Source organism: Streptomyces sp. HSG2 (genome assembly GCF_016598575.1).
Lineage (GTDB): Bacteria > Actinomycetota > Actinomycetes > Streptomycetales > Streptomycetaceae > Streptomyces.
In genome coordinates, this window is the sequence record NZ_CP066801.1 from 950,023 (window position 1) to 975,036 (window position 25,014).

Here is a 25,014-nt window from a genome sequence, read left to right on the forward strand (position 1 = left end):
ACCAGTGAACGACCTGCTCGAACGCGCCCGGTCCTTCCGCCGGCAAATCGTCGGCGAACGTGACCACTACCGCGGTCTCGCCGCCGGCCAGGCCCCCGCCGCGCTGTTCATCACCTGCTCCGACTCCCGCGTGGTGCCGTGCCTCATCACCGACGCACGGCCGGGCGAACTCTTCGAGCTGCGCACCGCCGGCCACGTCGTCCCCTCCTACACGGCCGAGGCGAGGTGCGCGGAGGCCGCCACCATCGAGTACGCGGTCGACGTGTTGCGGGTGCGCGACGTCATCGTCTGCGGCCACTCGCACTGCGGCGCGGTGGCCGCCCTGGCCCGGGGCGAGGACCTGAGCGCACTGCCCAGCGTCGCCACCTGGCTCGCGTCCTCCCGCCCCGCGCTCTCCTCCCTGCGCGGCGCCGATCCCGACGACGCCGCGCTGGAGGCCCACGTGCAGTGCCATGTCGCTGCCCAGGTCGAGGCGCTGCGTGGCTACCCGCAGATCGAGCGGGCGGTCGCAGCGGGCCGCCTCGGACTGCACGCCTGGTACTACCGGGTCGACACCGGCGAGGTGCAGGAGATCACCGCGCTGTCCGGCGGCCCCCGCCGCCGCTGAAACCGCGCCCCCCACGCCCTTCCCGGCGCGCACCGACCGGCGGTGCGCGCGAAAGGACCATCGTGTCAACGCTCTCCCTCTCACGAAAACAGCCGCCGCGCCACGCGTACCGGGCACCGCGGCCCTCCGCACCGGCCGGCGGCGGCATGTCCTCGCTCGGCACCGACCTCCTCGCCTCGCTCGTGGTCTTCCTGGTCGCCGTGCCCCTGTGCATCGGGATCGCGGTGGCCTCAGGGGTGCCGGTGGCCCTGGGCATCGTCTCCGGGATCGTCGGCGGACTGGTCGTCGGACTCCTGCCCGGCAGCAGCATCCAGGTCAGCGGTCCGGCGGCCGGACTCGCGGCCCTCGTACTGGAGTTCGTCGGCGAGCACGGAATCGCCCTGCTGGGGCCGGTCGTCCTGGCCGCGGGCCTGCTCCAGGTGCTGCTCGGGGCACTGCGGATGGGACGTGCCTTCCAGTCCATCTCGCTCGCCGTCGTCCAGGGCATGCTCGCCGGAATCGGCCTCCCGCTGATACTCAGTCAGACCTACGCCCTGGCGGACTCCGCGCCGGCCGGATCGGCCCTGGGGAACCTCGCGGGCCTGCCCGACCTCCTCGGACGCACGCTCGCCGAGCCGCACCGCAGCGCCGCGCTCCTGCTCGGGGTCCTGTCGGTCGCCCTGTGCTTCGCGTGGCGCAAGGTCCCCGGCCCGATCGGCAAGGTGCCCGCGCCGCTGGCCGTGGTGGTGATCGGCACGGTCGTGGCGGCCTTCCCGGGCTTCGACGTCCAACGCGTCTCCTTCGGCGATCTGCGCGAGGCGATCACGGTCCCGGGTCCGGGGGACTTCGCCGGGCTCCTCGACATCGGGGTGCTCACCACCGTCGTCACCTTCACCGTCATCGCCTCGGCGGAGACGCTGTTCAGCGCGGCGGCCGTCGACCGGATGCACAGCGGTCCCCGTACCCGGTACAACGCCGAACTGGTCTCGCAGGGCATCGGAAACTCCCTGTGCGGGCTGTTGGGCTCGCTGCCCATCACCGCCGTGATCGCCCGGAGTTCGGCCAATGTGCAGGCCGGCGCGAGGACCAAGATCTCGCGGGTGGTGCACGGCGGCTGGCTGCTGGCGTTCGCGCTGCTGCTCCCCGGGTTGCTGGGCCTCATCCCCGTGGCGGTTCTCGCCGGGGTGCTCGTCCACGCCGGCTGGAAGCTCTTCGACCCCGGGGCCTTCCCCAAGATGTGGCGGACCGACCGCGGCGAGGGAGTCGTCATGGTGATCACCACGGTGGCGATCGTCGTCTCCAACCTGCTGGAGGGTGTGCTCGCGGGCCTGGCCGTCGCCGTCGTCCTGGCGGCCGTACGGATGTCCCGGATGACGATCCGGATCTCCTCCGCGGACGGCGTCACACGCCTGACGCTGAGCGGCAACGCGACCTTCCTGCGACTGCCCCGCCTGATCGACGCCCTGGAGTCGGTGAGCGCCAAGCCCTGTGTCCACGTGGACCTCAGCGGTGCGTCCCACCTCGACCTCGCCTGCCTCAGCCAGGTGGAGGAATGGGCCCGGCAGCGCCGCAGGACCGGAGCCGGGCGGGTGGAGGTGAGCCTGCCGGAACACGGGCGGGTGGAGATGGACCCGCCGGAACACCGGCCGATGGAGGCGAACCCGGCGTAGTACGGGGACTGGAGGCGGACCCGGTTCCTTGAAGGAGCGAGAATGACGACGGCACTGCCGGCGCGTTCTCCGCGCCCTGGGCGTCCAGCCGACCTCGCGGGTGCACGTCCTCCATCGACTGCTGGGGGACACCGTGGCCGCCCCATTCGTCCGATGCCCTGCTCGCTGCCGATCCCCGACCCGTTCGGCCTATGGATCGCCACGGAGAACGCCGACTACACCTGCTTCCGAAGCGAGACGAGCGAAGCCCGCCAAGACCATGTCCCGCACGAAGTGGGCCACATCCTGGCCGACCATCAAAGTGGCGCGTCGGACCAGGATGTCCGGCGGAGCATGCCGTCCGACCCTTCCGGAAGGCCGTCGTCAGCGCGCCGCAGCGCACGTCGTACGACGAGTAACGTGAGCGCGAGGTCGAGCTCGTCGCCACCATCATCCTGGAGTGGGCGTCCGTGCTCGACCTCGTCAGCCCGCGGATCCCATGTCGGATCTCGTGCGGGCGGCACTGGTGGAACAACCCGCTCATGGACGGCGAGAACCACAGCTCGACCCTGACCCCGCCCCGGGCCACGGCCCGCGCCACCCCGACCGCGACTCCTGATCCACCGCCCCCCACACAACGCACGGTCTGCCGACACTCGCCCGTCGGCAGACCGCCACGGAAGGATCCTCCACGGACCCTCGCGGCTCCGCATCGTCGTCTCGCCCCAGCCGGACTTCATCACCACCAGCGCACTCACAGAGCGTCAGCTCTACACCTGGCTCACGAAGAAGAGGTACGACACCTCGACGAAGGCCGCAACGACATCTCACCGAACGTCACTCTGGACCAGGACCCCGCCTCGGGTCCCCGAGGCGCCGACACGCGCCAGCGACTGCGGGGAACCCCACCTCGACCGGCGACACCTTGCAGTCCACCCTGGTCGTCCGCTCTACATCCGCTACCTCGGCCCGCAGATGCGCAACACCCTCACCTGAGGACCTCGGCCACACGATCAGTGATCGACCGCATACCGCACGAACCGCACCCACCCTTCGCGGCCGACCGCGAAGGCTGAGCGGGTCAGATCCTTGGAGTCCCTCACGTGGACGACCTCTTCGGTAGTCGCCACCTCCACACAGCTGTCACCCTGGGTGCCGCTGTAGCTGGACTTGAACCACACGAGTTCCGTCGCGCTCATAGCTCTCCTCGCAGTCTCTCCAGCAAGCCCCGCGTTTCCATTGGGTTCAGGGCCTGCGAGCGCAGTGTGTCATAGCGCTGGTGAAGGAGGCTCACCTCTTGTGTACTGCTGATCAGCCGCCCGTTCTGCTGCCCCTCGGAATAGGCGAGTCGCTTCCCCTCCAGCGTTTCCAGCAGTTGCAGCGGTCCATCCAAGCACGAGTGCGACTCCGCATCCAGCGGCACCACCTGAAGCGTCACGTTCCGCGGTGCAGTGTGCTCCAGCGCGTGATCGAGCAGGGTCCGCATGACCTCGCGCCCGCCCAGCCTCCGCCGAAACACCGACTCCTCCACGATGAAACTGAACGGAACGTGCGGCCGCTCGCGCAGCATCCGCTGCCGGTCCAGCCGGGCCGCAACCTGCACTTCCACCTGCTCGTCCGTCAGCAGCGGGATGCTGTTGTCGAACACGGCCCGCACATACGCCTCCGACTGCAACAGCCCCGGCACCAGCCTGCACTCGTACGTGCACAGGCTCACCGCCCTCTTCTCCAGCCGCGCCCACCGCCGGAACCACGCCGCCAAGCCCGGCTCGCCCCGCGACAGGTGCCGGGCCGCCTTCCGCAGGGCGCCCGTGTTGCCCAGGGCGTCCTCCGCCCGTTCCACGAACGCCTCGTCCGGCATCCGCCGGCCCAGCTCCACCGACTCCACCGTGTGCTTGGAGAACCGGACCCGGGTCCCGAACTCGACCCGGCTGAGCCCCGCGTGTTCCCGCAGGGCCTGGACCACCGCCCCGAACGTCCGCAGACTGTCCGACGGGTCCGGCTCCCGCTCCCCGTCCCCGCACACCTCGCCCACGTCGCTCTCGACCACCGTCACCCGCGGCCACCTCCCCGTACGTACCCGCGGGACCCACCCGCACCCGACTCACCCAGCGTGACAGCCAGTTCACCGTACCTCCCACCCTGTGTGCCCGTACGCTGACCGCGCGTACGGGGTGCGCCTCTCGCGGCACGGCGTGCGCCACCGCCACCGTGGCCCCATGAACCGCACCACCCTCCACACGGCGGGCCGCACCGGCACCTTCTCCCAGCCGCTCTCCTCCACCCCGCGCGGCGCCCGCCTCGCCCGGCTGCTCGCGATGACGGAACTCCGCACCTGGCACCTCCCCGGCGAAGTCACCGAACGCGCCGAACTGCTGGTGGCCGAACTGGCCGCGAACGCCGTGCGCCACGGCCGGGTTCAGGGCCGCGACTTCCGGCTCCGGCTGCGCATCACGCCCGCCACCCCCGCGCCCCTCCTGACCGCCGCCGCCCCGGCACTGCGCATCGAGGTCACCGACGCGCGCGGCGAGCGGCTACCGACCCCCTCCCGCCCCCTCAACGACCGTCCGGACGGAGGCGGCCACGGCCTGGCCCTCGTCGCCGCGTACGCGGACCGCTGGGGCTGGGAGCCCCATCCCCCGGGAGGGAAGACCGTGTGGGCCGAGGTCGACCTACCGCCCGGGCGCCACTGACCGCGCCCGGCCACGTGGCCGGAGGACGCCTTCGGTCAGGGAAGGCACGCCGCCTCAGGCTCGCGCCGGCGGACGGCACCCGGCTCCTCCACCGCTCCGGACCGGTGCGGCCGGCAGCGAAGACACGATGTCCCAGGAAGCCCACCGAGGCTGGTTCGGGGGCTCCCTCGGACAGGGACCGACGGGACCAGCCGGCCACGCACGTGCACCAGGGCGGCGATCCCTCCCGCACCTTCGACGTGGGCGGCTACTACGAGGGCCGGGCGGTGCGCACCGCCACCGGCCGGCGGTTCGACCGGCTGAGTTTCCACGTCGTGTGGAGTACCGGGGAACGGCCGGCGGAGATGACCGGGGCCGAGTTCTGAGCGGCGCCCCACCGATGGACGTACCGGCCGAACAGTGGCCGGAACACGACAGGCGCAGGCCGTCCACTTGACCTCAACCATGCTTGAAGTCGGAGAGTCGACCCATGACCACGAACACGCTTCCCACCCGCCGCGTCGAGCTCGTGCTCGACCTCATCTGCATCCACTCCTACCTGGGCTTCGTCCGCCTGTCGCGGGCCGTCGAGCGCTACCGCGACCAGGGCGGCGAGGTCCGGATCGTCTTCCGGCCCTTCCAGGTCGCACCCGACGCCCCCGCCGAGGGCAAACCACTGTTCGACGTGCACAGGGAGGCGTTCGGAGAGGAGCAGGCCCGGGCCATCGCCGAGGACACCTCCTTCGGCGCCGAGGACGGCATCGAGGCCCACTTCGAGAAGGCCGTGCACGTCAATACGTTCGAGGCGCACCGGCTGCTCGCCGCGGCGGCCGAACAGGGCCGAGGCGAGCAGATGGCGGAGCGGCTCTTCCGCGCCTATCTGACCGACGGGCTGAACATCGGCGACGCGGACACGCTGCGCCGCCTGGCCACCGAGGCCGGGGCCGAGCCCGCCGAGGGCGGCGCCGAGGAGCTGCGGGCCGGCCTCGCCGAGATCCGGCGGGCCGGCGTCACGGCCGTACCGCTGTTTCTCTTCGACACCGGCCGGACGATCAGTGGGGCCCAGTCGGAGGAGACCTTCTCGAAGGCTCTGCGGGCCCCTGCCGGCAAGGACTGAGAACAGCCCCTCCGCTCGACCTGCCGCGCACACCTCACCAACGGGCTCCGGCAGGCGGCCACCCACCCCGGCACCGCACTGGTGGAGATCCACCAGAAGCGCGGCATCTTCAACGACGGCGCCTTCGAAGCCCTCAAGGACACACAGCCGGCCGAGGAAGCCGTGATCCGCCTCGAACACGGCAAGCCCGTCGTCCTCGGCCCCCAGGAGCACAAAGCCGTATCCGCTACCACCGGACCGGGGACCTGAGAGGCGTCCCCCCTCACCGAGACCGATTTCGCACGTCGCGCACATGACGCACGCTCGATGAGACCGCAGTTCAAGAGCCCTTCGCGGCCGGTTCGAGGATGGCGACGCACTCCACGTGATGCGTCATCGAAAAGACGTCAACCGGAATCACATCCGGGAAACCGCAGGTCAGATAGGTTTTCCCGCCTCATCGGAGAGTCCACGCGCGCCGCGAGCGTCACGACCGACAGAATCTGACCACACGGCCGGACACATCCGACATCAGATCGGAAGGTCGTCGGGCAGCACCCGGAACGCCTTGTGCCGGCCCAACGGGCGCACAGCCCGGAAATCGCGACGGTCGAGCGTGAGTATCGCGTCGGTGTCGTACTCAGCGGCAAGGGCCACGTTCACCGCGTCCGCGAGGTCCAGGTCCAAGTCGCGATAGCGGGCGCGCACCGACTGGGTGACGCCCAGGTGATCTTCCGTGATCTCGGGCAGAACGACACGGCCTCGGCACACCCAGTGGCGGATGTCGTCGATCGCACTGAGGGCCGCTTCACGACCGAGCTCGCGCGTGGCGACGTGGTCGATCTCCGCGAGCAGCAGCGGGGACATCACCAGGAGCCCGGCAACCATGATTGCTTCGTTCGACGCCTGGTGCTCGGGGTGGCCGGAGTCGAGCGCCGCAAGCAGCCCGGAGGTGTCCGCGATGACGACGATCACGCAGCGGTCCCGGTCCCGGTCTCGCGGCGCACCGCGTCGGCGACGGCGTCACGCACGTCAGGCTTACCGGGAGTGCGTCCCGCTCCCCGGAAAGTGCGGGAGAAGAGAGGCTCGTCCCATACACGGTTGGCCATGGCCGCGAGATGGATGCCCTGGCGAATGATCTCGGCCTCGCTGATACCGCGCCGCTTCGCAGCCTCTTTGATGATCGCGAGGTCTTCCGGATCGGCGTAGACGTTGGTGCGCTTCATCGACATGTACCAAGACTAGCGTATGTACCACAATGGTGTATGTCCATTGTGTCCGAGCGGCAAACTAGCAGGTCAGCGGCCCTCTTTAGCAGGCTCAAGAATCGCCTCGCACTCCACGTGCGACGTCATCGAAATGACGTCACATGAAAAAAGATATACGAATAATCGCAGGTCAGCGTGTGTCTGTGGTCGGTCCGAACGGCCACTCGGCCACCTGGAGCGCCAAAGGGGCGTCTTGACTTCCTCCCCCGCCTAGAGGCGGGGGATTCCAGCGGTCGCCCGCTGGGGTTCCTGCTTCATCGACGACCGCCCCGTACGGGAGGACTCCCGTTGAGGTCTTACACCGTCTCCACAGGCAGACGCCGCCAGCCCGGCGGCCAGGATGTTGCGTGCCGCGTTCACATCGCGGTCATGCACCGTGCCGCAGTCGCACGTCCACTCGCGGACGTTCAGCGGCATTTTCGCCGCGACCGTGCCGCAGGCCCCGCACAGCTTGGAGCTGGGGAACCAGCGGTCGATCACGACGAGTTCGCGCCCGTACCAGGCGCATTTGTACTCCAGCATCGACCGGAGTTCCGTCCACGACGCGTCGGAGATGGCGCGCGCGAGCTTGCCGTTCTTCAGCAGGTTGCGGACGGTGAGGTCCTCGATCACGACCGTTTGGTTCTCACGGACGAGCCGAGTCGACAGCTTGTGCAGGAAGTCCCGGCGCCGGTCGGCGATCCGCGCGTGGACCTTGGCGACCCGCTTCCGGGCTTTCTCCCGGTTCGCGGAGCCCTTCGCCTTCCGCGACAGCTCACGCTGCGCCTTGGCGAGACGGGTACGGTCACGGCGTTCGTGCCGAGGGTTGGCGATCTTCTCCCCGGTGGACAGGGTCACGAGGGAGGTGATCCCGGCGTCGATGCCGACCGCGTTCGTTGTGGCCGGGGCCGAAGTGATGCGGTCGTCACACAGCAGGGACACGAACCAGCGCCCGGCGCTGTCGCGGGACACGGTCGCCGTCGTCGGTACCGTGCCCTCCGGCAGGGGGCGCGACCAGCGGATATCCAACGGCTCGGCCATCTTGGCCAGGGTCAGTTGCCCTTCGCGCCACTTGAAAGCGGAGCGGGTGTACTCAGCCGAGGCGCGGGACTTCTTCCGGCTCTTGTACCGGGGGTACTTGGCGCGCTTGGCGAAGAAGTTCCCGAACGCCGTCTGAAGGTGGCGCAGGGCCTGTTGGAGCGGGACGGAGGACACCTCTGCCAGGAAGGCGAGTTCCTCGGTCTTCTTCCACTGAGTCAGCGCGGCCGACGACTGCACGTAGGAGACACGGCGCTGCTCGCCGTACCAAGCCCGAGTTCGTTCCTCCAGCGCCTTGTTGTACACGAGGCGGACGCAGCCGAACGTGCGCGACAGCTCAGCCGCCTGCTCTCCCGTGGGGTAAAAGCGGTACTTGAAAGCCCGCTTGACCTGCTGCGTCATGCCTCACATTGCATCAGATTCGGTGTGAGAGACGGCGGTTGGCCGGTGGTCGGTGGACGCCGGTCCGCCCTGGCGGCGAACCGGCTTTCCCTGCCCTGCTCCGCAGGAGCTTCGTTTCCTCCCCTGGCTGAAGCCGGGGTATCCACGAAGGAGAACCCCGATGACCAGCCAGGGCGACGCCTCTTCCGAGCCGTACCAGCGAGATCTTGCAACAACACTTCCGCCACCAGTTCCTCGACCACGGCGATGCCGTGCTCCGCCATGGCCTCGGCCAGGTTCAGATCCCAGGGCGCTTCGGTGATGCGTCCCGGCTGAGGACCGCGTGGGCTGAGGGCGACCGCGGCACGATAGTCCGCTGCCGTCATGCGCCAGGGACGCGCCGGCGTCTTGTCCAGGACGTAGGCGGCGATGCGGACGCCTTCTCCGTCGAAGTCGCCGTGGTAGCGAAGAGCCGCGCCCTGGTCCGCGAGCATGCGCAGGAGCTGGATGGCGGCGCTGTTGGGCCAGCCGGACGTACAGACGAGCGGCGGGCAGCGGGGACCGAAGCGGCGCAGGGCCAGTGCCAGGACGCTGGGGTTCTCCACGATGTGGACGACGGGTGCCGGGGCTTCGGGAAGGATGAACTCGCCCGGATACCGGACGTGGGCGAGGGTCAGACTGGTGGCCTGCCCGGCCTCCGCGCACGCCGTGGCCAGCCGGGCGAGCAGGCCGTCACCGGCCGGGCACAGACCGCCGACGAGAACGGTGGAGGACAGCTCGTCGTCGGCCACTCCCGCGCGGGTCCACAGGGCACGTCGTTCCGCGGCGGACTGCGGAGGGGCGGTGTCGTACAGGTTCGCCAGGGCGCGCAGGACGAGCGAGGACAGGGGTGTGCCGTCGTCGAGTGCGTGCGCCCGGCCGTTCAGGACCCGGGCGGCGAAGACGGGCAGGGGTTCCGCCCGGCCGGGCAGTTCGGCGAGCACCGTGAGCGCGTCCGTGAGCAGCGTACGGGTGTGTTCCGCCGAGCCGGCGACCACGCCCGCTGCCCGGCAGGAGGCTGCCCAGTCGGACAGCGCCGGCTGGGCCCTCACCGCCTCGTGCTCGGCCAGCCAGGTCCACAGCTCGGTCCGTTCGTCCTGTCGGCGGCGCCTCTCGCCGACCCTGTCGCCGAGAGGACCGACGAGCTCGGTGACGACGTCTCGTACAGTGCGGCCGGTGAGTTCGGTGACGGCCTCTTCCAGGCGGGCCAGGCGGACGGAGGGGCGTGCGTCCGGGAGACGGTCCAGGCCGAGGAGGTCGGCGAGCGCCTCGCGCTCGGCGTCGTCGAGGGGGCCGAGGCGTACCCGGGTGACGGGGCGGCCGGAGGACAGGCGGCTGTGGAGGGTGTCCCAGAGGGAGCGCAGTTCGGGGCGGCGCAAGGTGGCTTCGCCCGGGATCGACGCCTCGGTGCTGGTCATCCCGCCTCCAGATCGCTGCCGTTCCAGACGAAGCGGGCGCTGGTGACCGCGTCGTCGTCCCCGCCGGTGAGGAGTTGGTGGACGGCGATCCCGGGCAGCTCGCCATAGGTGCACCATTCGTGGTCGGAGGTGACCATGAGGTCCAGGTCGAGGGCGGTGAGCAGCGCGAAGACCTGTCCGCGGTTGACCGTGTCGACACCGACGAAGACCTCGTCCAACAGGATCGGCCGGGGTGCCAGGGGAACGGCTTCGTAGTGGGCGGCGACAGCGGAGAAGAGCGGGAGGTGCAGGGCGATGGCCTTCTCCCCGCCGGAGAGCGCGCCGTGCAGTTTCTTGGTCAGCGGCTGCCAGCCGTTCCCGTTCCCCCGGTCGAGGCGGACGGTGAAGCGGTGCCAGGCGGTGTAGTCGAGCACCTCACCGAGCTGTTCCTCCCAGCTCGCGGCCGTCTCGCTGCCCTTGGCCTCCTCGATGCGGGCGCGGAAGAAGACGTGCAGGGCCTCCCGGTCGCTCTCGGTGACCCGGCCGGGGTCCTTGAGCAGCAGTTGTCGGGCGGTGCGGGTGCTGTCCGGAAGGTCCGGGCGGACGTCCCAGACGAGTTGGACGGCGACGTTGGACGCGGTGCGGACCCGCTCCAGGTGCCGGTTCATGCGATCGACGAGTTCACCGGCCTGGCGGATGCGGGCCGCGAGGTGGCGGCGGATGTCGCCGGTGAGGATCTGGTCGAACAGGCGCCGCTCGGCCACCGTGATGTCGTCCCGACTGCGGTCGCGTTCCTGGGTGAGCGTGCTGAGCAGGCCCGTCGCCCCCACGCGTACACCGTCCAGGGTGGCGGTGAAGAGCTGGATGTCGTCGTCCGGTTCCAGGTCCATGTCGGCGCGGGTGCCGAGGTGTCGGCGGGCCTCGTGGACCGCTTCGGACAGGCGGGTCCCGGCGTCGCCCAGGTTGCGTGGGGCGTGCGGGATGTCCGGCCACGTCGCCGCCGCGGCGCGGGCGGCCTCCAGGGTGGCCTTGGTGCCGCCCCCGGCGTCGAGTGCCGGTGTGATGCCGGCGTCCTCGGCCAGCCCGGCCAGGCACAGGTGCCGGAAGCGGTGCGCTGCCGCGTCCCGGGTCACGGCCGCCTGTTCCCGCCGATCGGCGTCCTGGCCGCTGGTGGCCCGCAGTTCTCCGACCTGTCCCTCCAGGCGCAGCAGGACTTCGGCGGCCCGGCCGGCCTCCTCACGGCAGCGACGCAACTCGGCGCGCGCCTCGGCGACGCGTGTGACGACCTGCCGGTAGTCCGCGCCGACGGTGGCTTCCACGGCCTCCAGGCGCGCCCTCAGTCCCGCTGCCTCCGCTTCGGCGGCGGCCGCGTCCTCGGCGCGGTCCTCGGCGGTCCTGCGCGACCGGTCTGCCTGCGCGGCGCGCTGGCGGGCCCGGTCGGCGGCGGCGGTCGCGGCGAGCCGGGCGTCCACCCAGCTGTCGGCAGTGCCCCGGAACCCGTCGATGGCCTCGGAGAGCGTACGCAACCGGCCGCGGTCGGTGGGCAGTCCGTGTTCGGCGGCCCGGCGGTCGAGCACGCGCAGCGCCCCCGTCACTTCCCTTTCGCACCGCGCCAGACGTCCGGCGACATCACGCACGGCGTCGTCCCGGGCCGCCACGGTGTCCTCCGCGCGGTCCCGGGCGCGCCGCCGGGTGTCGAGTTCCCGCTGGTCGGGGCGGGCGGCACGGTCGGCGTCCAGCCGCGCGCGGCGGGCGGATAGGCCGCGCAGCCGGTCGTCGAGTGCGGCGAGGGAGGCGTTGGTCTCGCCGATGCGGTCGGTCAGTTCGCCGATCAGGCGTTGCCGGGCACGCTGACGTGCCAGGGCGCCGATGTGGGCCGGTTCCGGTTTGCTCCAGGTCCCGGTGGCGAACGCGAGACGCCATGCGCCGTCGGCGGAGACGGCCGCGGGGTGCCCGCCCGGCAGAGTGGGGCCGTAGGCGATGCCTGCCAGGAGGCGGGTCACGGTGCCGGCCGGGACGGGGATGTCCTCCTCGGGCCTCAGCACCTCCAGCAGACTGGGCCCCGGGGCGGGCACGGCCAAGGCAGCCTCGGCGCGGGTGTCGTGACCCGGCGGCCTGAGTCCGTCGTGGGAACTGATCCAGGCGTCCAGGAGGCCCGATGCCTCCAGTGCGGCCTCCACGGCGGACTGGACGGGGAGCGGGACGCCTTCGCGGAAGGCGACCACGCGCCACAGGGGTGCTCCCGCCGTCGCTTTACGGACGGTGGTGCGGGTGGGCGGGGGCGCCGGCGGCAGGTCGGTATCACCGCTCAGCTGTCGTAGCCTTTCCTCCAGTCGGTTCCGCCCGTCCCGCAGGTCCTGGCGTCGCGCTCGGGTGGTGGCCTCCGCCGCGGCGATCTCCTGTTCCAGCGGGCGCGCGACGGCTTCGGTCAGGGCCGTCACCTCGGCCTCCGCCCCTGCTGCGGCAGCGAGTGCGTCGAGATCGGTGATGCGCAGTTCCGCGCAGTCCTCGGCCCACGCGAGCAGACGTTCCACCTGTGCGGCGAAGGCGTCGTCCCAGGCGGCGGACGCCTCGTCCCGCCGGGCGATCGCCTCCGCGAGACGGGTACGGGCCTGGTCCAGCAGTTCCTCGGCGGCGCCCCGGTCGCGTACGGCGCGATCATGTTCGTCGATCGCCTCGGTGACGAGGGTGACCTGCTGCCGTCGGGCGGTGTCCGCGCCGCGCAGCAGTCGACGGGCTTGTCGCGCGCCGTCCTCGGCCGTCACGCGCGGGACGGCGCCCTGGTCGCGTACCGTGGTGTGAGGAAAGGCCGCCACGGGGTCGGCCGCGTCGAGGACCGTCCTCACCTCGTGGTGGACGGACTCCAGCCCTGCCGCCCGAGCCGCCCGGTGTGCTTCCCCGGCGGCTTCGCGCGCGTGCTCCCCGAGTGTGCGGGCGTGGTCCGCCGCCTCGTCGGCGCGCCGTTGGTCCTCCTCCGACCGGGCCTGGGCGGTCTGGGCAGCGGCTCGCTGCCGCTCGGCGGCGGCTGCCACGTCCTCGGTGCGGCGGCGGAGCCGGTCGAGTTCCTCGCCCTGCCGGTACGCGTCGCTGTCGCGCAGGCCCTCGACGGTCTCGTCCAGCGTATGCGCGCGCAGCTGGAGTTCCTCGCGCCGGGACTGGGCCGACCGACGTTCCGCCAGGGCCTGTTCGAGTTCCTCGGCGCTCTGGCGGGCGACGCGGGTGAGGTTGTCCATCTCGGTCGTGGCCGAGATGAGTGCGGCGGAACTCGCGCGCAGGACCCGCTGCGCGTAGGCACGCTGCCGGAAGGCGATGGTGCCGACGGCCGTCACCTCGTCGTCGAGCCGCGTGAGGTGTTCTCGCTGCCGGTCGAGCCGCTCGAAGCCCTCGGCGAGTTCGGCGATCTCCCCCTCGCCCAGCGGGGGCAGGGCACGGGACAGCAGGGTGGAGAGCAGGGACGGGTCGAGCCGCTCCGACAGTTTGGGCTGACGCAGTTGGAGCAGCGCCGACAGCAGCGACTCGTAGCGTTGCTCCCCCATCCCCGCGAAGAGTTCACGCCGTACGGCCGTGCGGTAGTCGGTGGCCGAAGCGTGGACCTCGCCGCGGTCGCGCAGAACTTCGCCGAGGGCGGCCCGGGTCAAGGGCTGTCCCGCCTCGTTGACGAGGAACACACCGCCGGAATGGGCGATTCTGGACCCGGTGGTGAAGTAGTCGGCGTGGACCGTGCTGGTGTGCACGCTCGCCTGCAGGCGCGCCCCGCAGCCGAACCACCGCTCGGTGCCGTCGTCGCCGACGCGGCGGAACTCCATCCACACGTATCCGACACGGGTCTTGCCGGAGGCGCCCTCGCCCAGCAGGTTCCAGTGCATGGTGCGTTCGGAACCGCCGAATGTGGACAGGCGGTTGGGGCGGAGGCTGGCGTCGAAGAGGAACGGCAGCAGCAGTTCCAGGGCCTTGGACTTGCCCGATCCGTTCTGGCCGCGCAGCAGCAGGCGGCCCTGGTGGAAGACGAACGTCTCGTCGTAGTAGCGCCAGACGTTGAGGATGCCGGCGCGGTGGGGCTGCCAGCGGCTGCCGGTGGCGTCCGCCGCTGGGGCGGCCCCTGCCTCGAGCGGTGCGGTGGGCTCCGGCCGCCGGGGGAAGGGAAGCTCTGTCACGCTCACTGCTCGTCTCCTTCTGCCGCGTCGCCCTCGGCAGCCGTGCCGCCTGCGGTCGGAGGGGCGGCGGCGTCCCCTTCCGGTCCGGGCTTGTCGTCCCGGTCCGGGCCAGTCGTCTCCGTCAGGCGGTAGCGGTACGCGGCGGGGCACGCGACGACGCGGCCCCCGGCCGGGCGGGCCAGTCCGACGTCACGCAGTACGCGTACGGCGTCGTCGGACAGCCGGGCCGCGCCGTCCTCGGACTGGTAAGCCCTCGCCCACCGCGGGAAGCGGCGCAGCAGATCCGCTCCGGCCTCGGCGAGCTGCTCGGGCAGCAGTCCGGCGGGCGCGGCGCACAGCGGCTCCAGGAGGAGCAGCGCGGCGACCCTGGCGGTGGACGTGTCGTCGGGGAAGCGGACGTCGGTGGCCAGCCCGTCCGCGTCCACGAGGAGGAAGCCCTCGGCTCGTTCCTCCAGGAGGAAACCGGCCTGCTCGACCGAGCGGCGCAGGATCCGGCGTCCGGTCAGGGAGGTGATGTACGCAAGCTCGTCGTCGGTGAGGTCCGTCCGGTACAGCACGGGGTCGTCGAAGAGGCGGCGCAGCACCGAGTGGCGCAACCTCAGGTTGCGTTGGGCATCCGTGGCGGCTCTCTCGCCGTCCCCCTCGTCCGTCGTGCCGTCGGCGACCGCGCCGCCGTACCGGCGCTCGCGCACCAGACCGGTGAGGAGTTCCCCGAACCGCGCGGGCACCTCGTCCGGGGGGACCGCGAGCCGGGAGGCGCCGACGGGTGCGGCGGGCAGCCGCATCAGCAGGGTGGTGTCCACCCGGTAGAGGACCTTCGCCTCGGCTGACGCGAGATACGCCTCGGTGGTCCCGTCGACCGCGCGGAGCACGTCGTACGACTCCAACAGTTTCAGGACGTCGACGAACGCCATCCGCTCCGGCTTGTGCACCGGGTCGAACGCGGTCAGTGCCAGGTCGGCCGACGTGGCCCGCACCACACGGTCGGCGAGCATGCCGATGGTGGTCATCGGCAGCGACAGCAGCTCGGCGGCGGTCACGCACAGCAGGACGTATCGCCGGCGGTCGAACGGGGCCCGTCCGGAACGCGCCCTGCGGGCCGGGCGGGAGCCGTCCGGGTCGGCGCGGACCTTGGTGAGGCGGGCGTAGCCGCGGCGCGGTTCCACCACCAGGCTCCAGCCGCAGGTGTAGTCGAACCACTGGGCCAGCGGCTCGCGACGGCGGCGTACCAGTTCGAAGCCGGCCGGGTCGGTGGCCTCGGTCAGCAGAGGCCGGGCCAGCAGGAGACGGATGGCCCGGGCGACCTGCTCCCTTTCCGCGGCGGCGAGTTGGTTGGCGAGGGTGCTCATCCGGCTGCCTCCCGCCGCGCGGCGCCGGACCGCGGGAGGGGGCTCGCCGCGCCGGCCGCCGTGATGAGCACGACGTAGTCCGGTGCGGCGAGGGTGCCCTTGGCCGTGCGCAGTACAGCGGTGCGCTCGTCGGGAGGCGGGGACAGCGCGATCTCCACCCGGCCGTCCCCCGTCGTGGCGCGGCGTGAGCCGGTCGTGTCGGGCAGGGCGGCCAGGGCACGGCCCACCAGGTCGAGCAGCCGCTCGAAGACGGCGGAATCGAGTGTGCCGAAGGAGGACAGGCGCACCGGGCCGTCCGTCTCCAGCGCCTGCCAGGCACGCGCGAGTTCCGCCCGCTCCGCGCGAGCCCGCTCCGCGCGCTCGGCCCTGACCGCCCTGACGTCCCGCACCCTGGCCGTGCGGGTGAAGCGCTCCGTCCGTCCGCTGGTCCGCAGCAGCGCCGACACCGCCACGGGCGGGGCCTCGGACCAGGCACGGGACGACGGGACCAACTCGGGGTCTGGGTGGGCGAGGTGGGCGTGGCGCGCCGGGCCGAGTCCGAAGGCCGCCGACCACAGCCGGTGCAGATCCTCCTCCGCGGGGGCCGCGGCGAACCAGCGCGCCAGCTCCCGGAAGTCCTGTACGGCGCTGGAGGAGCGGCGCCGTGACTCGTTGATCCGCTCCAGGACCTGCAGCAGCGAGACGATGGCGCGCCGGGCGATGTCGTGCAGCTGCTCGATCCGCGGCCGTGCCCCGTCGTCCGGCAGGAACCACGCCCGCAGGCCCGCCCAGCGCGCCCGCCTGCTCTCCAGCCAGTCGACCGCGTGGTCCTCACCGACCACCGGGGGAAGTTCGGCCCCGCGCAGGGCGCGCTCGCGCAGCAGGGCCGTCCCCCGCTCCTCCACCCGGGCCACGGCGGCGGTGACCGCCTGTCCGCGCAGGTCGAGGTTGACCAGGAACTCCTGGAGGTAGGCGACGGTGGCGGCCTTGACCTCGCGGAACACCTCCGGATCCGCGCCCTCGGCGCGCAGGAGACGCTGCAGTTCGCCGTTGAACGCCTTGGTGTTCTCCACCAAGGCTTCCAGATGCGCCTCCAGCTCGCGCAACGTGCTGTGGATCCGCCGGTCGGCGGAGGCGGGTTCGCCCGAGAGCAGACACAGGTCGTCCAGGCGGTCGGCGATGGCCTCCAGCACGGCCGTCTGCAGCGCCCCCGTGGAGGCCAGCACCTCGAGCGCCTGCCGCACTCCGGCGAGGGCCGCCTCACCCCGGCGGGTCAGCGAGTACTGGAGGTTGCGCCGCTCGTACTCCTCGGCCGTGCGGTAGTTCTCCGCGTGGTTGTGCACGACGTCGAGGAGTTCCCACTTCACGAGCCGGTCGAGCGCGTCGTGGAGTTCGCCGTCGTCGACGTCCGCCACCCAGCCCACGAGGCACAGCCGCTCGCGTACCGCGTCGGGCCCCAGGGTGGTTTCGAGATGCTCGCCGGCCACGCCGAAGGCGTCCAGCACCGCCCCGTACAGATCGGCCTTCTCCCCCGTCGTGAACCGGAACATCTCCGGTGGCACCCTGCGCACGCCTGTCGTCCCTCCCCACCGCACCGACGGCATCGATGATCTCCACGGTAGAGGGCGGCACCGACATCACGGGCCATGTCCCGGAAGAGGGGTGTACGCCCCGGTGAAGCTTCCCGCCGAGTAGCCGAGGGGAGTCTCACCCCTCCCCCAGAGGGGTACCAGGCACAAAGCCGACCGCGAGGCCGAGATGCGGGCGGCGCACGCGCACTTCCCAACGCGGCCGGACGCCGAGATCGCCGCCGGGCGCTGGACTCCGCCTGCCCGCGAGAAGACGAACGCGTAGTCGACCGACCAGACCGGACATAGGTCTGCCCCCCCGGACCTGGGTCGGGGGCAGACCTATCGCTCACTGAGCGGCGAAACCGACAAACGCTGTCCAAGCCTCAGCGTCTACCGCAAGGCCGCGACGAGCTACGTCCTTGGAGTCGCGCACTCGAACGACACGAGGGCTGACGGCGACCTCGATGCACTCTCCCCCAGCCCCACCACTGTAGCTGCTCTTACGCCAGCGCAGTTCGCCCACCGCACTCAGGGTCTCGTTCACCTTCACACCTCTCCAAGCAGCTTCTCAACGAAGGCCATTGACTCGCGCGGAGTGAGAGCCTGCGCACGGATGATGCCGTACCGCGAAGCGATCCCCTGGACCTCCCGCTGGTCGCTGACCATTGTGCTGCGTCCCTGCGCTTCCAGGTAAGCCACTTGATCGCCACCAGCGCGGTACAACAAGGTGAACGGCCCGTCCACGCCTGCGTTGTCCTCGCGGTTGAGCGGCATGATCTGGATCTCGACGTTCCGGTACGCGCCGACCAACATCAGCTGCTCCAGCTGACCACGCATGACCGACCAGCCGCCCAACGGCCGTCGCACAACAGCCTCGTCGATGACGAAGCTCAGCAGAGGGGTCGGCTTGCGCTCGAAGACACTCTGGCGCGCGAGACGGGCCACGACCCGCTGCTCCAAGGTCTCCTCGTCAAGCAACGGACGCCACATGCCGAACACCGCCCGCATGTACTCCTCCGTCTGAAGCAGCCCGGGCACAGCCTGTGTCGCGTACACCCACAGCTCAACCGCCTCCCCCTCCAGCCTCGCCGCGTCCCGGAAGAACGCCGGATACTGCGCCCGAGCCACCTCCTCCTTCATCTCCTGGAGGACCCCGCCCGCGTCCAGCACCTCGTCCGCCTGGTCGATGAACCTCGGCGGCGGCACCCGGCGTCCCTGCTCGTACGCGGCGATGGTCGACACCGAGTACCCCGTCAGCGAGCCGAACTCGGGCCGATCCATGCCCGCCCGCAACCGGAACCGCTTCAACTGCCGCCCGAAGACCCGCAGGACCCCGGAGCCGGAGCCGGCCTCCGACTCCGACATCCGCTCCTCACCCTCGCCGACCCCGGACACCCCGTCCACCAGCCGCGCCGGTTCACTCATCCCCGTACCACCTCCCTCGACCAACGCGCCCCCGCGCCGACCGTCACGCTCCGTCCCGCCTACACCCACACACCGGCCACTTACAGCGACTCTCCGTGTGCGTGCCGTATCTGGCCACGCTAGGACCGCACCGGCAGCGTGGGCCACATGAACAGCCGAATCTCCACCCCCCGGGTGCACACCCCCGGCGCCGAGGCCGAAACGGCCCACCCCCCGCACGAGTTCGCGATGGCGTTCACCTCCTCCCCGCGCGGCGCCCGCCTGGCCCGCGGACTGGTCTCGCACCAGCTCGACACCTGGGGGCACCCGTACGGGGGCCGGGTCAACGAAACCCTCACGTTGATCTCCGCCGAGCTGGCCGCCAACGCCGTACGGCACGGGCACGTCGCCGGACGGGACTTCCACGTCCGGCTCGTCCACCGCACCGACACCGTGCGCGTCGAGGTCACCGACACCCGGACCGAACGCGTCCCTCCGCTCTCCGACACGGAACCGCCGGGCGACGCGGAGACCGGGCGGGGTCTGCTGATCGTCGCCGGACTGGCGACCCGCTGGGCCGTCGCGCCGCGTGACGGCGCGCCGGGCAAGACGGTCTGGGCGGAACTGCGCCTGCCGTAGGACGCACCGACCCGGCCATCGGCCACCGGGTTCACGCCAACGCCGCGGCAAGCAGGACGCATGGGGCCGTCGGTGTCAGTGGCGGACGCTAGTGTCGTTCGCCCGGCAAGGAGCCGGTGGACTCACGGGGAGCACGAGAACACCATGCACGACAACCACAGCGGATACCGGATCTCCGTCGTCGACGAGGACCCGCTGCGCGCCCGCAAGGACGCACGCGAACTGCTGGCCGCGCTCGCCGAGGAGGACTCCACGGCCAGGCTGGACCTGCCCGAACCGGGCAGCCCGGCGGGGGTCGGTGACAAGGGCGGGCCGTCCGCCGAGACCGTCGGGCTGCTGCTGAGCGCCGGGTCGTTCGTCGCCGCGCTGGTGCAGGTGTGGCTGGCGCGGATCCCTCAGCGCACCCTCGTCGTCAGGCGACCCGACGGGGCGGTGCTGCACATCACCGGCAAGGAGGCCCGCGAGGACGGCACCCTCGTCGAGCGATTCCTCGCGGACGGCGGCGACGACGGTACGACGGCGGGCTGAGCGGCGATGACCGACAACGACCGCCACGCGTTACTCGTCGGTGTCTCCACGTACGACAGCGAGGCGTACCGGAACCTCTCGGCGGTGCGGGCCGACCTGCACTACATGCGGGCCGTGCTGGAGAACACCGAGATCGGCATGTACAACGAGTGCGCGGTGGCCGCCGAGCCGACGCGCGCGGAGATGCTGCACGCCGTCGAGACGTTCCTGGAAGCCCGGCAGGCCAGTGAGACCGCGCTGCTCTACTTCAGCGGGCACGGGGAGTACTGCGAGCAGGACGGCCAGCTGTACTTCCTGACCCGCGACACCGACCCCGCCGACCTGCCGGGTACGGCGGTGCCGGCGGAGTTCCTGGAGCGGATGCTCCAGTCCTGCCGGGCCGCCTCCGAACTGGTGCTGCTGGACTGCTGCTCCAGCGGTTCCGTCGTCCAGGGCTGGACCGCCAAGGGCCCGGCGGGGGGACCGGACCGGCCCACGCCGAGCACCCTGCTGAAGCCGACCGGCGTGTACTTCATCACCGCGTCGGACGCCCTCCAGGCGGCCTCCGCGATGGCGCCGCCCGGGTCGGGCCTCGGCACCTCCCGGTTCACCGGGGAGATCGTCGAAGGGCTGCGCAACGGCCGGATCAAGGACGGCGGCTGGATCACCCCGGACGACCTCTTCGACTACCTGACCGCCCAGATGACCCGCGACGGCGTTCCGGAGGAGCAGCGGCCCACCAAGTCCACGATCAGGGCCACCCGGAGCCTCCCCTTCGCCCGGTCGGTGGCCCGGCCCGTACGCCTGCCCGCGCTCTCCCACGACGCCACCGACGCCGCCCGGCGCTCCCCCGCGCTGCTGAAGGCCCGGGAACTGGCCGAGGCGGACGAACGGGACGGCGTCGACCCGCAGCGGCTGCTGCGGTACTACGCGGACTGCCTCACCGCGCAGGCGGCGGCCGGAATGCGGCCCGACCGGGACGCCGGCCGTGACAAGAAGTACTTCCTGCTGGCCCAGGGCGAGGAGACCGTCCAGTCGGGCCGCGGACCGCACATCGTCGCACCCGGATCCCTGCCCCGGCCCCAGAACGGGCGGGGCGAGGCGGACGGCGGGGCGGGGACACGACAGGAGTACTGGTACGGGTATCCGGCTATCACGCTCCCCTCGCGTGACGGGGGCCGGGGGCGGCGCGCGACGGTCGAACTGGCGCCGCTGCTCATCCAGCAGATGGAACTGGCGCCGGACGAGAACGGCCGGGACGTGCTGCGGCCCAGCGGCGTGCCGTCCCCGCACACCGGGGTCGTCTCGGAACTCCTGGACGCGGGCGACGCCGCCGACCTGGTCGCCCGCTGGCAGCCGGCCTGGCAGGAGGGCAACGACGCCCAGATGCTGCGCGCCGTCCGGGAGTTGCTGGAGGAGCTGGGGCTGCCGGAACTCGAACCGCTGGACCCGTCCGCGCTCAGCGACCGCACGGTCATGCGGGCGCTGCGGCCCGGCGCGCACAACGCGGCCGTGCTGCTGGTGCCGTCCGGTGCGGAGGCCATGGCCACCCAGGCGCTCGTGGACAACCTGCTGGCGATCTCCACCCGGACCACGCAGATCACCGGCACCGCCCTGGACGCGCTGCTGGACGGCGGGGCCCGGCAGGCGCCGGCCACGACGGCCGCCTCGGCGAACCCGGTGACCCCCGTCGCTCCGGGGCCGTGCAACGAGAGCCAGGAACAGGTGATCGCCTCGGCGATGAGCCGGCCGCTGACGGTGGCGACGGGGCCGCCCGGCACCGGCAAGAGCGAGGTCGTCACGGCGGTCGTCACCACCTGCGTCGCCGCGGGACAGTCGGTGCTGGTCGCCTCCACCAACAACGAGGCCGTGAACGTCGTCGCCGAGCGCTGCGACGACATCGCGCCCGGCCTGCTGATGCGGACGGGCAACGCGGAGGCGCTGGAGCGGGAGGCCGCCAAGCTGGAGCGGCTGCTCGCCGAACCGGTTCCGGCACCGCGCCGCGGATCGGCCACCGTCGGCGGTGAACTGCGCAACACCCGGGACACGGCCGACCGGCTGAGGGCGGAAGCGGCACACCGCGTCGGTGAGGAGACGCGGCTGCTGGAACTGCTCGGCGACCGGGAGGAACGGGCGGCCGAACTGGAGCTGCCCCTGCCCCTCCTCGAAGGGGCCTGGGCTGCGGACACGGACGGCCCGGCAGCCCTGGGCCGGTGGGCGGACCGGGCCCGGAAGACGTGCGGCGCCCGCTGGTGGCAGCTGGGCACATGGCGGCGCCGCCGTGCGCTCGCCGCGCTGGTCTCGGCGGGCACGGAGCACCCCGAGGGGGCCGCGCCCGCGTGGCCGGAGTGGGCGGCGGCACGACCCGTGCCGCCCGGGTTGCTGGAGTCCCTGGCCGACATCGTGGCCGTGGAGCGGGAGGTGCGCGAACTCGTCCGCGGGCAGAGGGAATGGGACGAGGACGGACTCAAGCTGTCCCGGCCGGCGACGGCGGAGGCGCTGTCCGGCCTGGCGGCGGAACTGTCCCGCGCGCTGTCCGCAGAGGCCCTCGACCGGGCCGCCGGTCTCATGAACCAGCGGCTCCAGGCGCTCCGCCGCCGCTCCGGCTACCAGCGCAGCCAGAAGAACCTGATGACGCGCATCCGGGGATGGGCCGTCAGCACCCACTCGGTGCGGCAGATGGAACTCACCCCGAAGCTGTTCGATCTCGTCGTCATCGACGAGGCCAGCCAGTGCTCGATCCCGTCGGTGCTGCCGCTGTTGTTCCGGGCGCGGCGGGCACTGATCATCGGCGACCCCATGCAGCTCGGACACATCCCCGGAGTGTCACCGCAGCAGGAACGGCAGGCGCGGACGCGGGCGGGGCTGAGCGCCGCGCAACTGGAACACCACCGCCTCACCTACCACGTGTACTCCTCGTACCACGCGGCCGAACAGCACGGCGAGGGCGCGCTGCTCCTCGACGAGCACTACCGCTGCCACCCGCGGATCGCGGACGTCGTCAACAGCCACTGCTACGGCGGCCGGTTGCGGGTGCTGACCGACGTGCGGCGGCAGGTGCCGGGACACGATCCGGTGGGAGCGGCCGACCCGGCACCGGTGCTCGGCTGGGTCGACGTACCGTCCGGGGCGTCGGCGCGCGGCGGCGACGGGCGGTCCTGGCGGAACGCGGCGGAGGCGGAGGCCGTGCGGCGCGTGGTCGACGGTCTGCTGGCGGGACTTCCGGCGGACGCGACGGTGGGGGTGGTCACGCCGTTCCGGGCGCAGAAGGAGAAACTGGCCCGGATCTGGCGGGACGACGACCGGGTCCGGGTCGGCACCGTCCACACCTTCCAGGGCGGACAGCGTGACGTGATGGTGCTCAGCCCGGTGGCCGCGCACAACACACCACCCCGGACCACACACTGGGTCGCGAGCCAGGTCAACCTGTGGAACGTGGCGATCACCCGGGCCAAATCGCAGCTGGTCACCGTGGGCTGCCACGCCTTCTGGCAGGAGCAGAGCGGGCTGCCGGCCCTCCTCGCCGCACGCTCGGCACCACTCGGAGCGGGCGACGGCGGCACCGCGGCCGAGGCCGGCCCGCCCGGCCCGGTGGGCGAGGCGCGCGAGGACCTCACCGACCGCCTCCAGCGGTATCTGACCGGACGGGGCGTCACCGATCTGGAGCGGGCCGTGCCGGTGGGCGGACACCCGGTGGACCTGCTGTTCACCGACGCCGGCCGGAACACGGCGGTGCTGATCGACCCCGGTCCGAGGCCCGGCGAGGATCCCGCACGACACCTCCGGCTCACCCATGCGCGAGGCGACCTGCTCACCGGACTGCCCTCCGGGGGCCACGGTGCCAAGCCCGGCCCGGTGACCCGGACGGTGCGGGTGCCCGCCTGGCGGATCATGGCGGGCGAGACCGCGCTGGCGCCGCTGTTCGACTGAACCCCCGGGCAGCGCGGCCGGGTTCGGGCACCCGGACCCGGCGGCCCGCTCAGCCGCCGGGCAGGCTCCGCACGACGTACGTCATGTGCTGGAGGTTGCCGGCCCGCAGCCACTCCGTGGGCCCGCCCACCCCCTCGCTGACCGAGAGCGGGCCGTTCGCGCAGTCGCTGAGCCATTCCTCGCCCTGTCCGGCCCGCGCTCCCCGGAACTCGGGCAGCTCAGTGATCCGGAGGGCAGCGGCTCGGTTGACGGCGATCCGGTCGGGCCCCCGGGTCAACGTCCTGACGACGACGTACGAACCGTCGGTGGTGTAGCGGAGCACACCCCAGGGCGGGCCGCCCTGCCTTCCGGGGGCCGGGGCCTGCGCGAGGGCACTCGGCGGCTGCACCCCGTAGTCGCCGTAACCGAGCAGCGGGGCATAGGCCCTGCCCGCGGCGCGCACCTCGTGCCACATGCGCCACTCCGCCCGCGACTCGTCGTGTGGCCCTTCGTCCAGCATGTCGGCGCTGACTCGGGGAAAGCCTCCCCCGAGCAGAGTGGCGCTCCGCCAGACCGCCAACGGCATCAGCGTGTCGAGGGCGCGCAGCGCCTCCTTGCCCGCGTCGGGCCGGTCGTCGAGGACCGCGCCCATGTCGAGCAGCAGATCCACGGCCACCTCGGAACCGGTCCCGTCGAGCAGCCCCCGGACCGCCTCCCCGAGGTGACCGTTCCACTCCCCCGTGACCCGCACCCGGACACCCAGTCCGCGCAGGGAGCGCCGGGCCGCCTCCACGGCCGCCGCCTGCTGTGCCCGGGGCCTTTCGGGCCCGGTGACCGGCCGCAGCCGCCCCCACTCGCTGTACACGGACAGGGCTTCGGCGAGGGCGGCCGTCTGGGAGTCCTCGCCGAAGGGCGCGTCGACCCACCCTCCGTGACGGCTCACGGCACTCGCCGGATCGACGTACGTGCCGACCACAGTCGCCACCGTCTCCGGAGCCACCCCGGGCAACGGCGGGAGGTTCCACAGCGGCCTGATCGCGGCCCGGACCTCCGGCCACAGGCCCCGGACGGCGCCGGCCGCGTGCGGCTTCGTCGGCAGAACGGGAACATAGAGCGGTCCGGACATCGCGGCTCCCCCTCGGCACCGTCCGTGCGCATCCCTTCCCTTCAGGGTGCTTTCAGCCGACGGCAGCTGGAAAGAGAGCGATTCCGGCCCGCATGGCCGATGTGTTCAACCACGTGGTGGTGGTGTGACGCACGTTGTACGCTTCGTGACACCCGTTGGCAGGACACGCCAAGTGGACGATGCACAAGGGGAACTGAGGGGCACTCGTCGGCGCCACTCGCCGCCACTCGTCGGCAAACGCCGGGTCATCGGGATGATGACCATGCCGGAG

20 protein-coding genes and 1 pseudogene are annotated in these 25,014 nt (G+C 71.9%); 9 read left to right on the top strand and 12 right to left on the bottom strand.

All coding sequences use genetic code 11. The annotated features are described in order from the left end of the window. The first annotated feature begins 4 nt into the window (after window positions 1-4). Both JEK78_RS03700 and JEK78_RS03705 read left to right on the top strand, forming a co-directional pair. Window positions 5-607 carry a carbonic anhydrase gene (locus JEK78_RS03700; protein WP_200262668.1) on the top strand — a complete coding sequence of 201 codons (603 nt, stop codon included), beginning with the start codon at window positions 5-7 and terminating at the stop codon, window positions 605-607. 146 nt (window positions 608-753) lie between these two features. Next, a complete protein-coding gene (locus JEK78_RS03705; RefSeq protein WP_242483361.1) occupies window positions 754-2,256 on the top strand; it encodes a SulP family inorganic anion transporter in 1,503 nt (500 codons plus the stop codon). Window positions 2,257-3,248: 992 nt separating this feature from the next. On the opposite strand, the gene JEK78_RS03710 is transcribed toward JEK78_RS03705, so the two are convergent. Together JEK78_RS03710 and JEK78_RS03715 are read right to left on the bottom strand one after the other, a co-directional pair. Continuing rightward, complete coding sequence (locus JEK78_RS03710; protein ID WP_200262669.1) at window positions 3,249-3,434, bottom strand: DUF397 domain-containing protein; 186 nt, start codon at window positions 3,432-3,434, stop codon at window positions 3,249-3,251. Continuing rightward, entirely contained in the window at window positions 3,431-4,291 is an 861-nt protein-coding gene (locus JEK78_RS03715; protein ID WP_242483254.1) for a helix-turn-helix transcriptional regulator, read from the bottom strand. Before JEK78_RS03715 ends, JEK78_RS03710 begins: the two co-directional genes overlap by 4 nt. Before the next feature lie 163 nt (window positions 4,292-4,454). Between JEK78_RS03715 and JEK78_RS03720 the strand changes: the two genes are divergently transcribed. From JEK78_RS03720 to JEK78_RS03735, 4 genes and pseudogenes are all read left to right on the top strand, one after another. Beyond that, window positions 4,455-4,928 carry an ATP-binding protein gene (locus JEK78_RS03720; protein WP_200262670.1) on the top strand — a complete coding sequence of 158 codons (474 nt, stop codon included), beginning with the start codon at window positions 4,455-4,457 and terminating at the stop codon, window positions 4,926-4,928. 203 nt (window positions 4,929-5,131) lie between these two features. Next, a complete protein-coding gene (locus JEK78_RS03725) occupies window positions 5,132-5,293 on the top strand; it encodes a hypothetical protein (protein ID WP_200262671.1) in 162 nt (53 codons plus the stop codon). Between the two features lie 104 nt (window positions 5,294-5,397). Beyond that, window positions 5,398-6,024, top strand: a complete 627-nt coding sequence (locus tag JEK78_RS03730) for a DsbA family oxidoreductase (protein ID WP_200262672.1) — start codon at window positions 5,398-5,400, stop codon at window positions 6,022-6,024. 12 nt (window positions 6,025-6,036) lie between these two features. Then, window positions 6,037-6,216 (top strand): annotated as a pseudogene (locus JEK78_RS03735) (2-oxoacid:ferredoxin oxidoreductase subunit beta); the annotation flags it as partial. Between the two features lie 318 nt (window positions 6,217-6,534). On the opposite strand, the gene JEK78_RS03740 reads toward JEK78_RS03735, so the two are convergent. The 9 genes from JEK78_RS03740 to JEK78_RS03780 form a co-directional block, all read right to left on the bottom strand. After that, window positions 6,535-6,978: a PIN domain-containing protein gene (locus tag JEK78_RS03740; RefSeq protein WP_200262673.1), complete on the bottom strand. Its 444-nt coding sequence runs from the start codon at window positions 6,976-6,978 to the stop codon at window positions 6,535-6,537. Further along, the gene (locus JEK78_RS03745) at window positions 6,975-7,235 is read right to left on the bottom strand and encodes a CopG family transcriptional regulator (RefSeq protein WP_109296451.1); all 261 of its coding nucleotides are present in this window, start codon (window positions 7,233-7,235) and stop codon (window positions 6,975-6,977) included. The genes JEK78_RS03740 and JEK78_RS03745 overlap by 4 nt, the downstream gene beginning before the upstream one ends. 246 nt (window positions 7,236-7,481) lie before the next feature. Next, window positions 7,482-8,690, bottom strand: a complete 1,209-nt coding sequence (locus tag JEK78_RS03750) for an RNA-guided endonuclease TnpB family protein (protein WP_200262297.1) — start codon at window positions 8,688-8,690, stop codon at window positions 7,482-7,484. Beyond that, a complete protein-coding gene (locus tag JEK78_RS03755) occupies window positions 8,687-10,126 on the bottom strand; it encodes a TIGR02679 family protein (RefSeq protein ID WP_242483255.1) in 1,440 nt (479 codons plus the stop codon). Before JEK78_RS03755 ends, JEK78_RS03750 begins: the two co-directional genes overlap by 4 nt. Further along, the gene (locus tag JEK78_RS03760; protein WP_200262674.1) at window positions 10,123-14,265 is read right to left on the bottom strand and encodes a TIGR02680 family protein; all 4,143 of its coding nucleotides are present in this window, start codon (window positions 14,263-14,265) and stop codon (window positions 10,123-10,125) included. The genes JEK78_RS03755 and JEK78_RS03760 overlap by 4 nt, the downstream gene beginning before the upstream one ends. Then, window positions 14,262-15,608, bottom strand: a complete 1,347-nt coding sequence (locus JEK78_RS03765) for a TIGR02678 family protein (RefSeq protein WP_200262675.1) — start codon at window positions 15,606-15,608, stop codon at window positions 14,262-14,264. Before JEK78_RS03765 ends, JEK78_RS03760 begins: the two co-directional genes overlap by 4 nt. Continuing rightward, window positions 15,605-17,137, bottom strand: a complete 1,533-nt coding sequence (locus tag JEK78_RS03770) for a TIGR02677 family protein (protein WP_200263979.1) — start codon at window positions 17,135-17,137, stop codon at window positions 15,605-15,607. Before JEK78_RS03770 ends, JEK78_RS03765 begins: the two co-directional genes overlap by 4 nt. Before the next feature lie 367 nt (window positions 17,138-17,504). Next, a complete protein-coding gene (locus tag JEK78_RS03775; RefSeq protein WP_200263980.1) occupies window positions 17,505-17,690 on the bottom strand; it encodes a DUF397 domain-containing protein in 186 nt (61 codons plus the stop codon). Between the two features lie 14 nt (window positions 17,691-17,704). Beyond that, the gene (locus tag JEK78_RS03780; protein WP_200262676.1) at window positions 17,705-18,583 is read right to left on the bottom strand and encodes a helix-turn-helix transcriptional regulator; all 879 of its coding nucleotides are present in this window, start codon (window positions 18,581-18,583) and stop codon (window positions 17,705-17,707) included. A gap of 147 nt (window positions 18,584-18,730) precedes the next feature. Here JEK78_RS03780 and JEK78_RS03785 point away from each other — a divergent pair, with 147 nt between their 5' ends. The 3 genes from JEK78_RS03785 (at window position 18,731) to JEK78_RS03795 (ending at window position 23,638) form a co-directional block, all read left to right on the top strand. After that, a complete protein-coding gene (locus JEK78_RS03785) occupies window positions 18,731-19,201 on the top strand; it encodes an ATP-binding protein (RefSeq protein WP_200262677.1) in 471 nt (156 codons plus the stop codon). A 144-nt stretch (window positions 19,202-19,345) separates the two neighbouring features. Then, complete coding sequence (locus JEK78_RS03790; RefSeq protein WP_200262678.1) at window positions 19,346-19,729, top strand: hypothetical protein; 384 nt, start codon at window positions 19,346-19,348, stop codon at window positions 19,727-19,729. Window positions 19,730-19,735: 6 nt separating this feature from the next. Continuing rightward, on the top strand, window positions 19,736-23,638 hold the full coding sequence (locus JEK78_RS03795; RefSeq protein ID WP_200262679.1) for an AAA domain-containing protein: 3,903 nt from the start codon (window positions 19,736-19,738) through the stop codon (window positions 23,636-23,638). Window positions 23,639-23,687: 49 nt separating this feature from the next. Here JEK78_RS03795 and JEK78_RS03800 read toward each other — a convergent pair whose 3' ends face one another. Continuing rightward, the gene (locus JEK78_RS03800; RefSeq protein ID WP_200262680.1) at window positions 23,688-24,743 is read right to left on the bottom strand and encodes a beta family protein; all 1,056 of its coding nucleotides are present in this window, start codon (window positions 24,741-24,743) and stop codon (window positions 23,688-23,690) included. Window positions 24,744-25,014 lie beyond the last annotated feature (271 nt).

Bases quoted from the DNA above. Each gene is read 5' to 3' on its own strand.
- JEK78_RS03780 (WP_200262676.1), bottom strand. From the start codon at position 18,583: ATGAGTGAACCGGCGCGGCTGGTGGACGGGGTGTCCGGGGTCGGCGAG.
- JEK78_RS03765 (WP_200262675.1), bottom strand. From the start codon at position 15,608: ATGAGCACCCTCGCCAACCAACTCGCCGCCGCGGAAAGGGAGCAGGTC.
- JEK78_RS03720 (WP_200262670.1), top strand. From the start codon at position 4,455: ATGAACCGCACCACCCTCCACACGGCGGGCCGCACCGGCACCTTCTCC.
- JEK78_RS03705 (WP_242483361.1), top strand. From the start codon at position 754: ATGTCCTCGCTCGGCACCGACCTCCTCGCCTCGCTCGTGGTCTTCCTG.
- JEK78_RS03770 (WP_200263979.1), bottom strand. From the start codon at position 17,137: ATGTTCCGGTTCACGACGGGGGAGAAGGCCGATCTGTACGGGGCGGTG.
- JEK78_RS03745 (WP_109296451.1), bottom strand. From the start codon at position 7,235: ATGTCGATGAAGCGCACCAACGTCTACGCCGATCCGGAAGACCTCGCG.
- JEK78_RS03730 (WP_200262672.1), top strand. From the start codon at position 5,398: ATGACCACGAACACGCTTCCCACCCGCCGCGTCGAGCTCGTGCTCGAC.
- JEK78_RS03710 (WP_200262669.1), bottom strand. From the start codon at position 3,434: ATGAGCGCGACGGAACTCGTGTGGTTCAAGTCCAGCTACAGCGGCACC.
- JEK78_RS03800 (WP_200262680.1), bottom strand. From the start codon at position 24,743: ATGTCCGGACCGCTCTATGTTCCCGTTCTGCCGACGAAGCCGCACGCG.
- JEK78_RS03795 (WP_200262679.1), top strand. From the start codon at position 19,736: ATGACCGACAACGACCGCCACGCGTTACTCGTCGGTGTCTCCACGTAC.
- JEK78_RS03755 (WP_242483255.1), bottom strand. From the start codon at position 10,126: ATGACCAGCACCGAGGCGTCGATCCCGGGCGAAGCCACCTTGCGCCGC.
- JEK78_RS03785 (WP_200262677.1), top strand. From the start codon at position 18,731: ATGAACAGCCGAATCTCCACCCCCCGGGTGCACACCCCCGGCGCCGAG.
- JEK78_RS03790 (WP_200262678.1), top strand. From the start codon at position 19,346: ATGCACGACAACCACAGCGGATACCGGATCTCCGTCGTCGACGAGGAC.
- JEK78_RS03750 (WP_200262297.1), bottom strand. From the start codon at position 8,690: ATGACGCAGCAGGTCAAGCGGGCTTTCAAGTACCGCTTTTACCCCACG.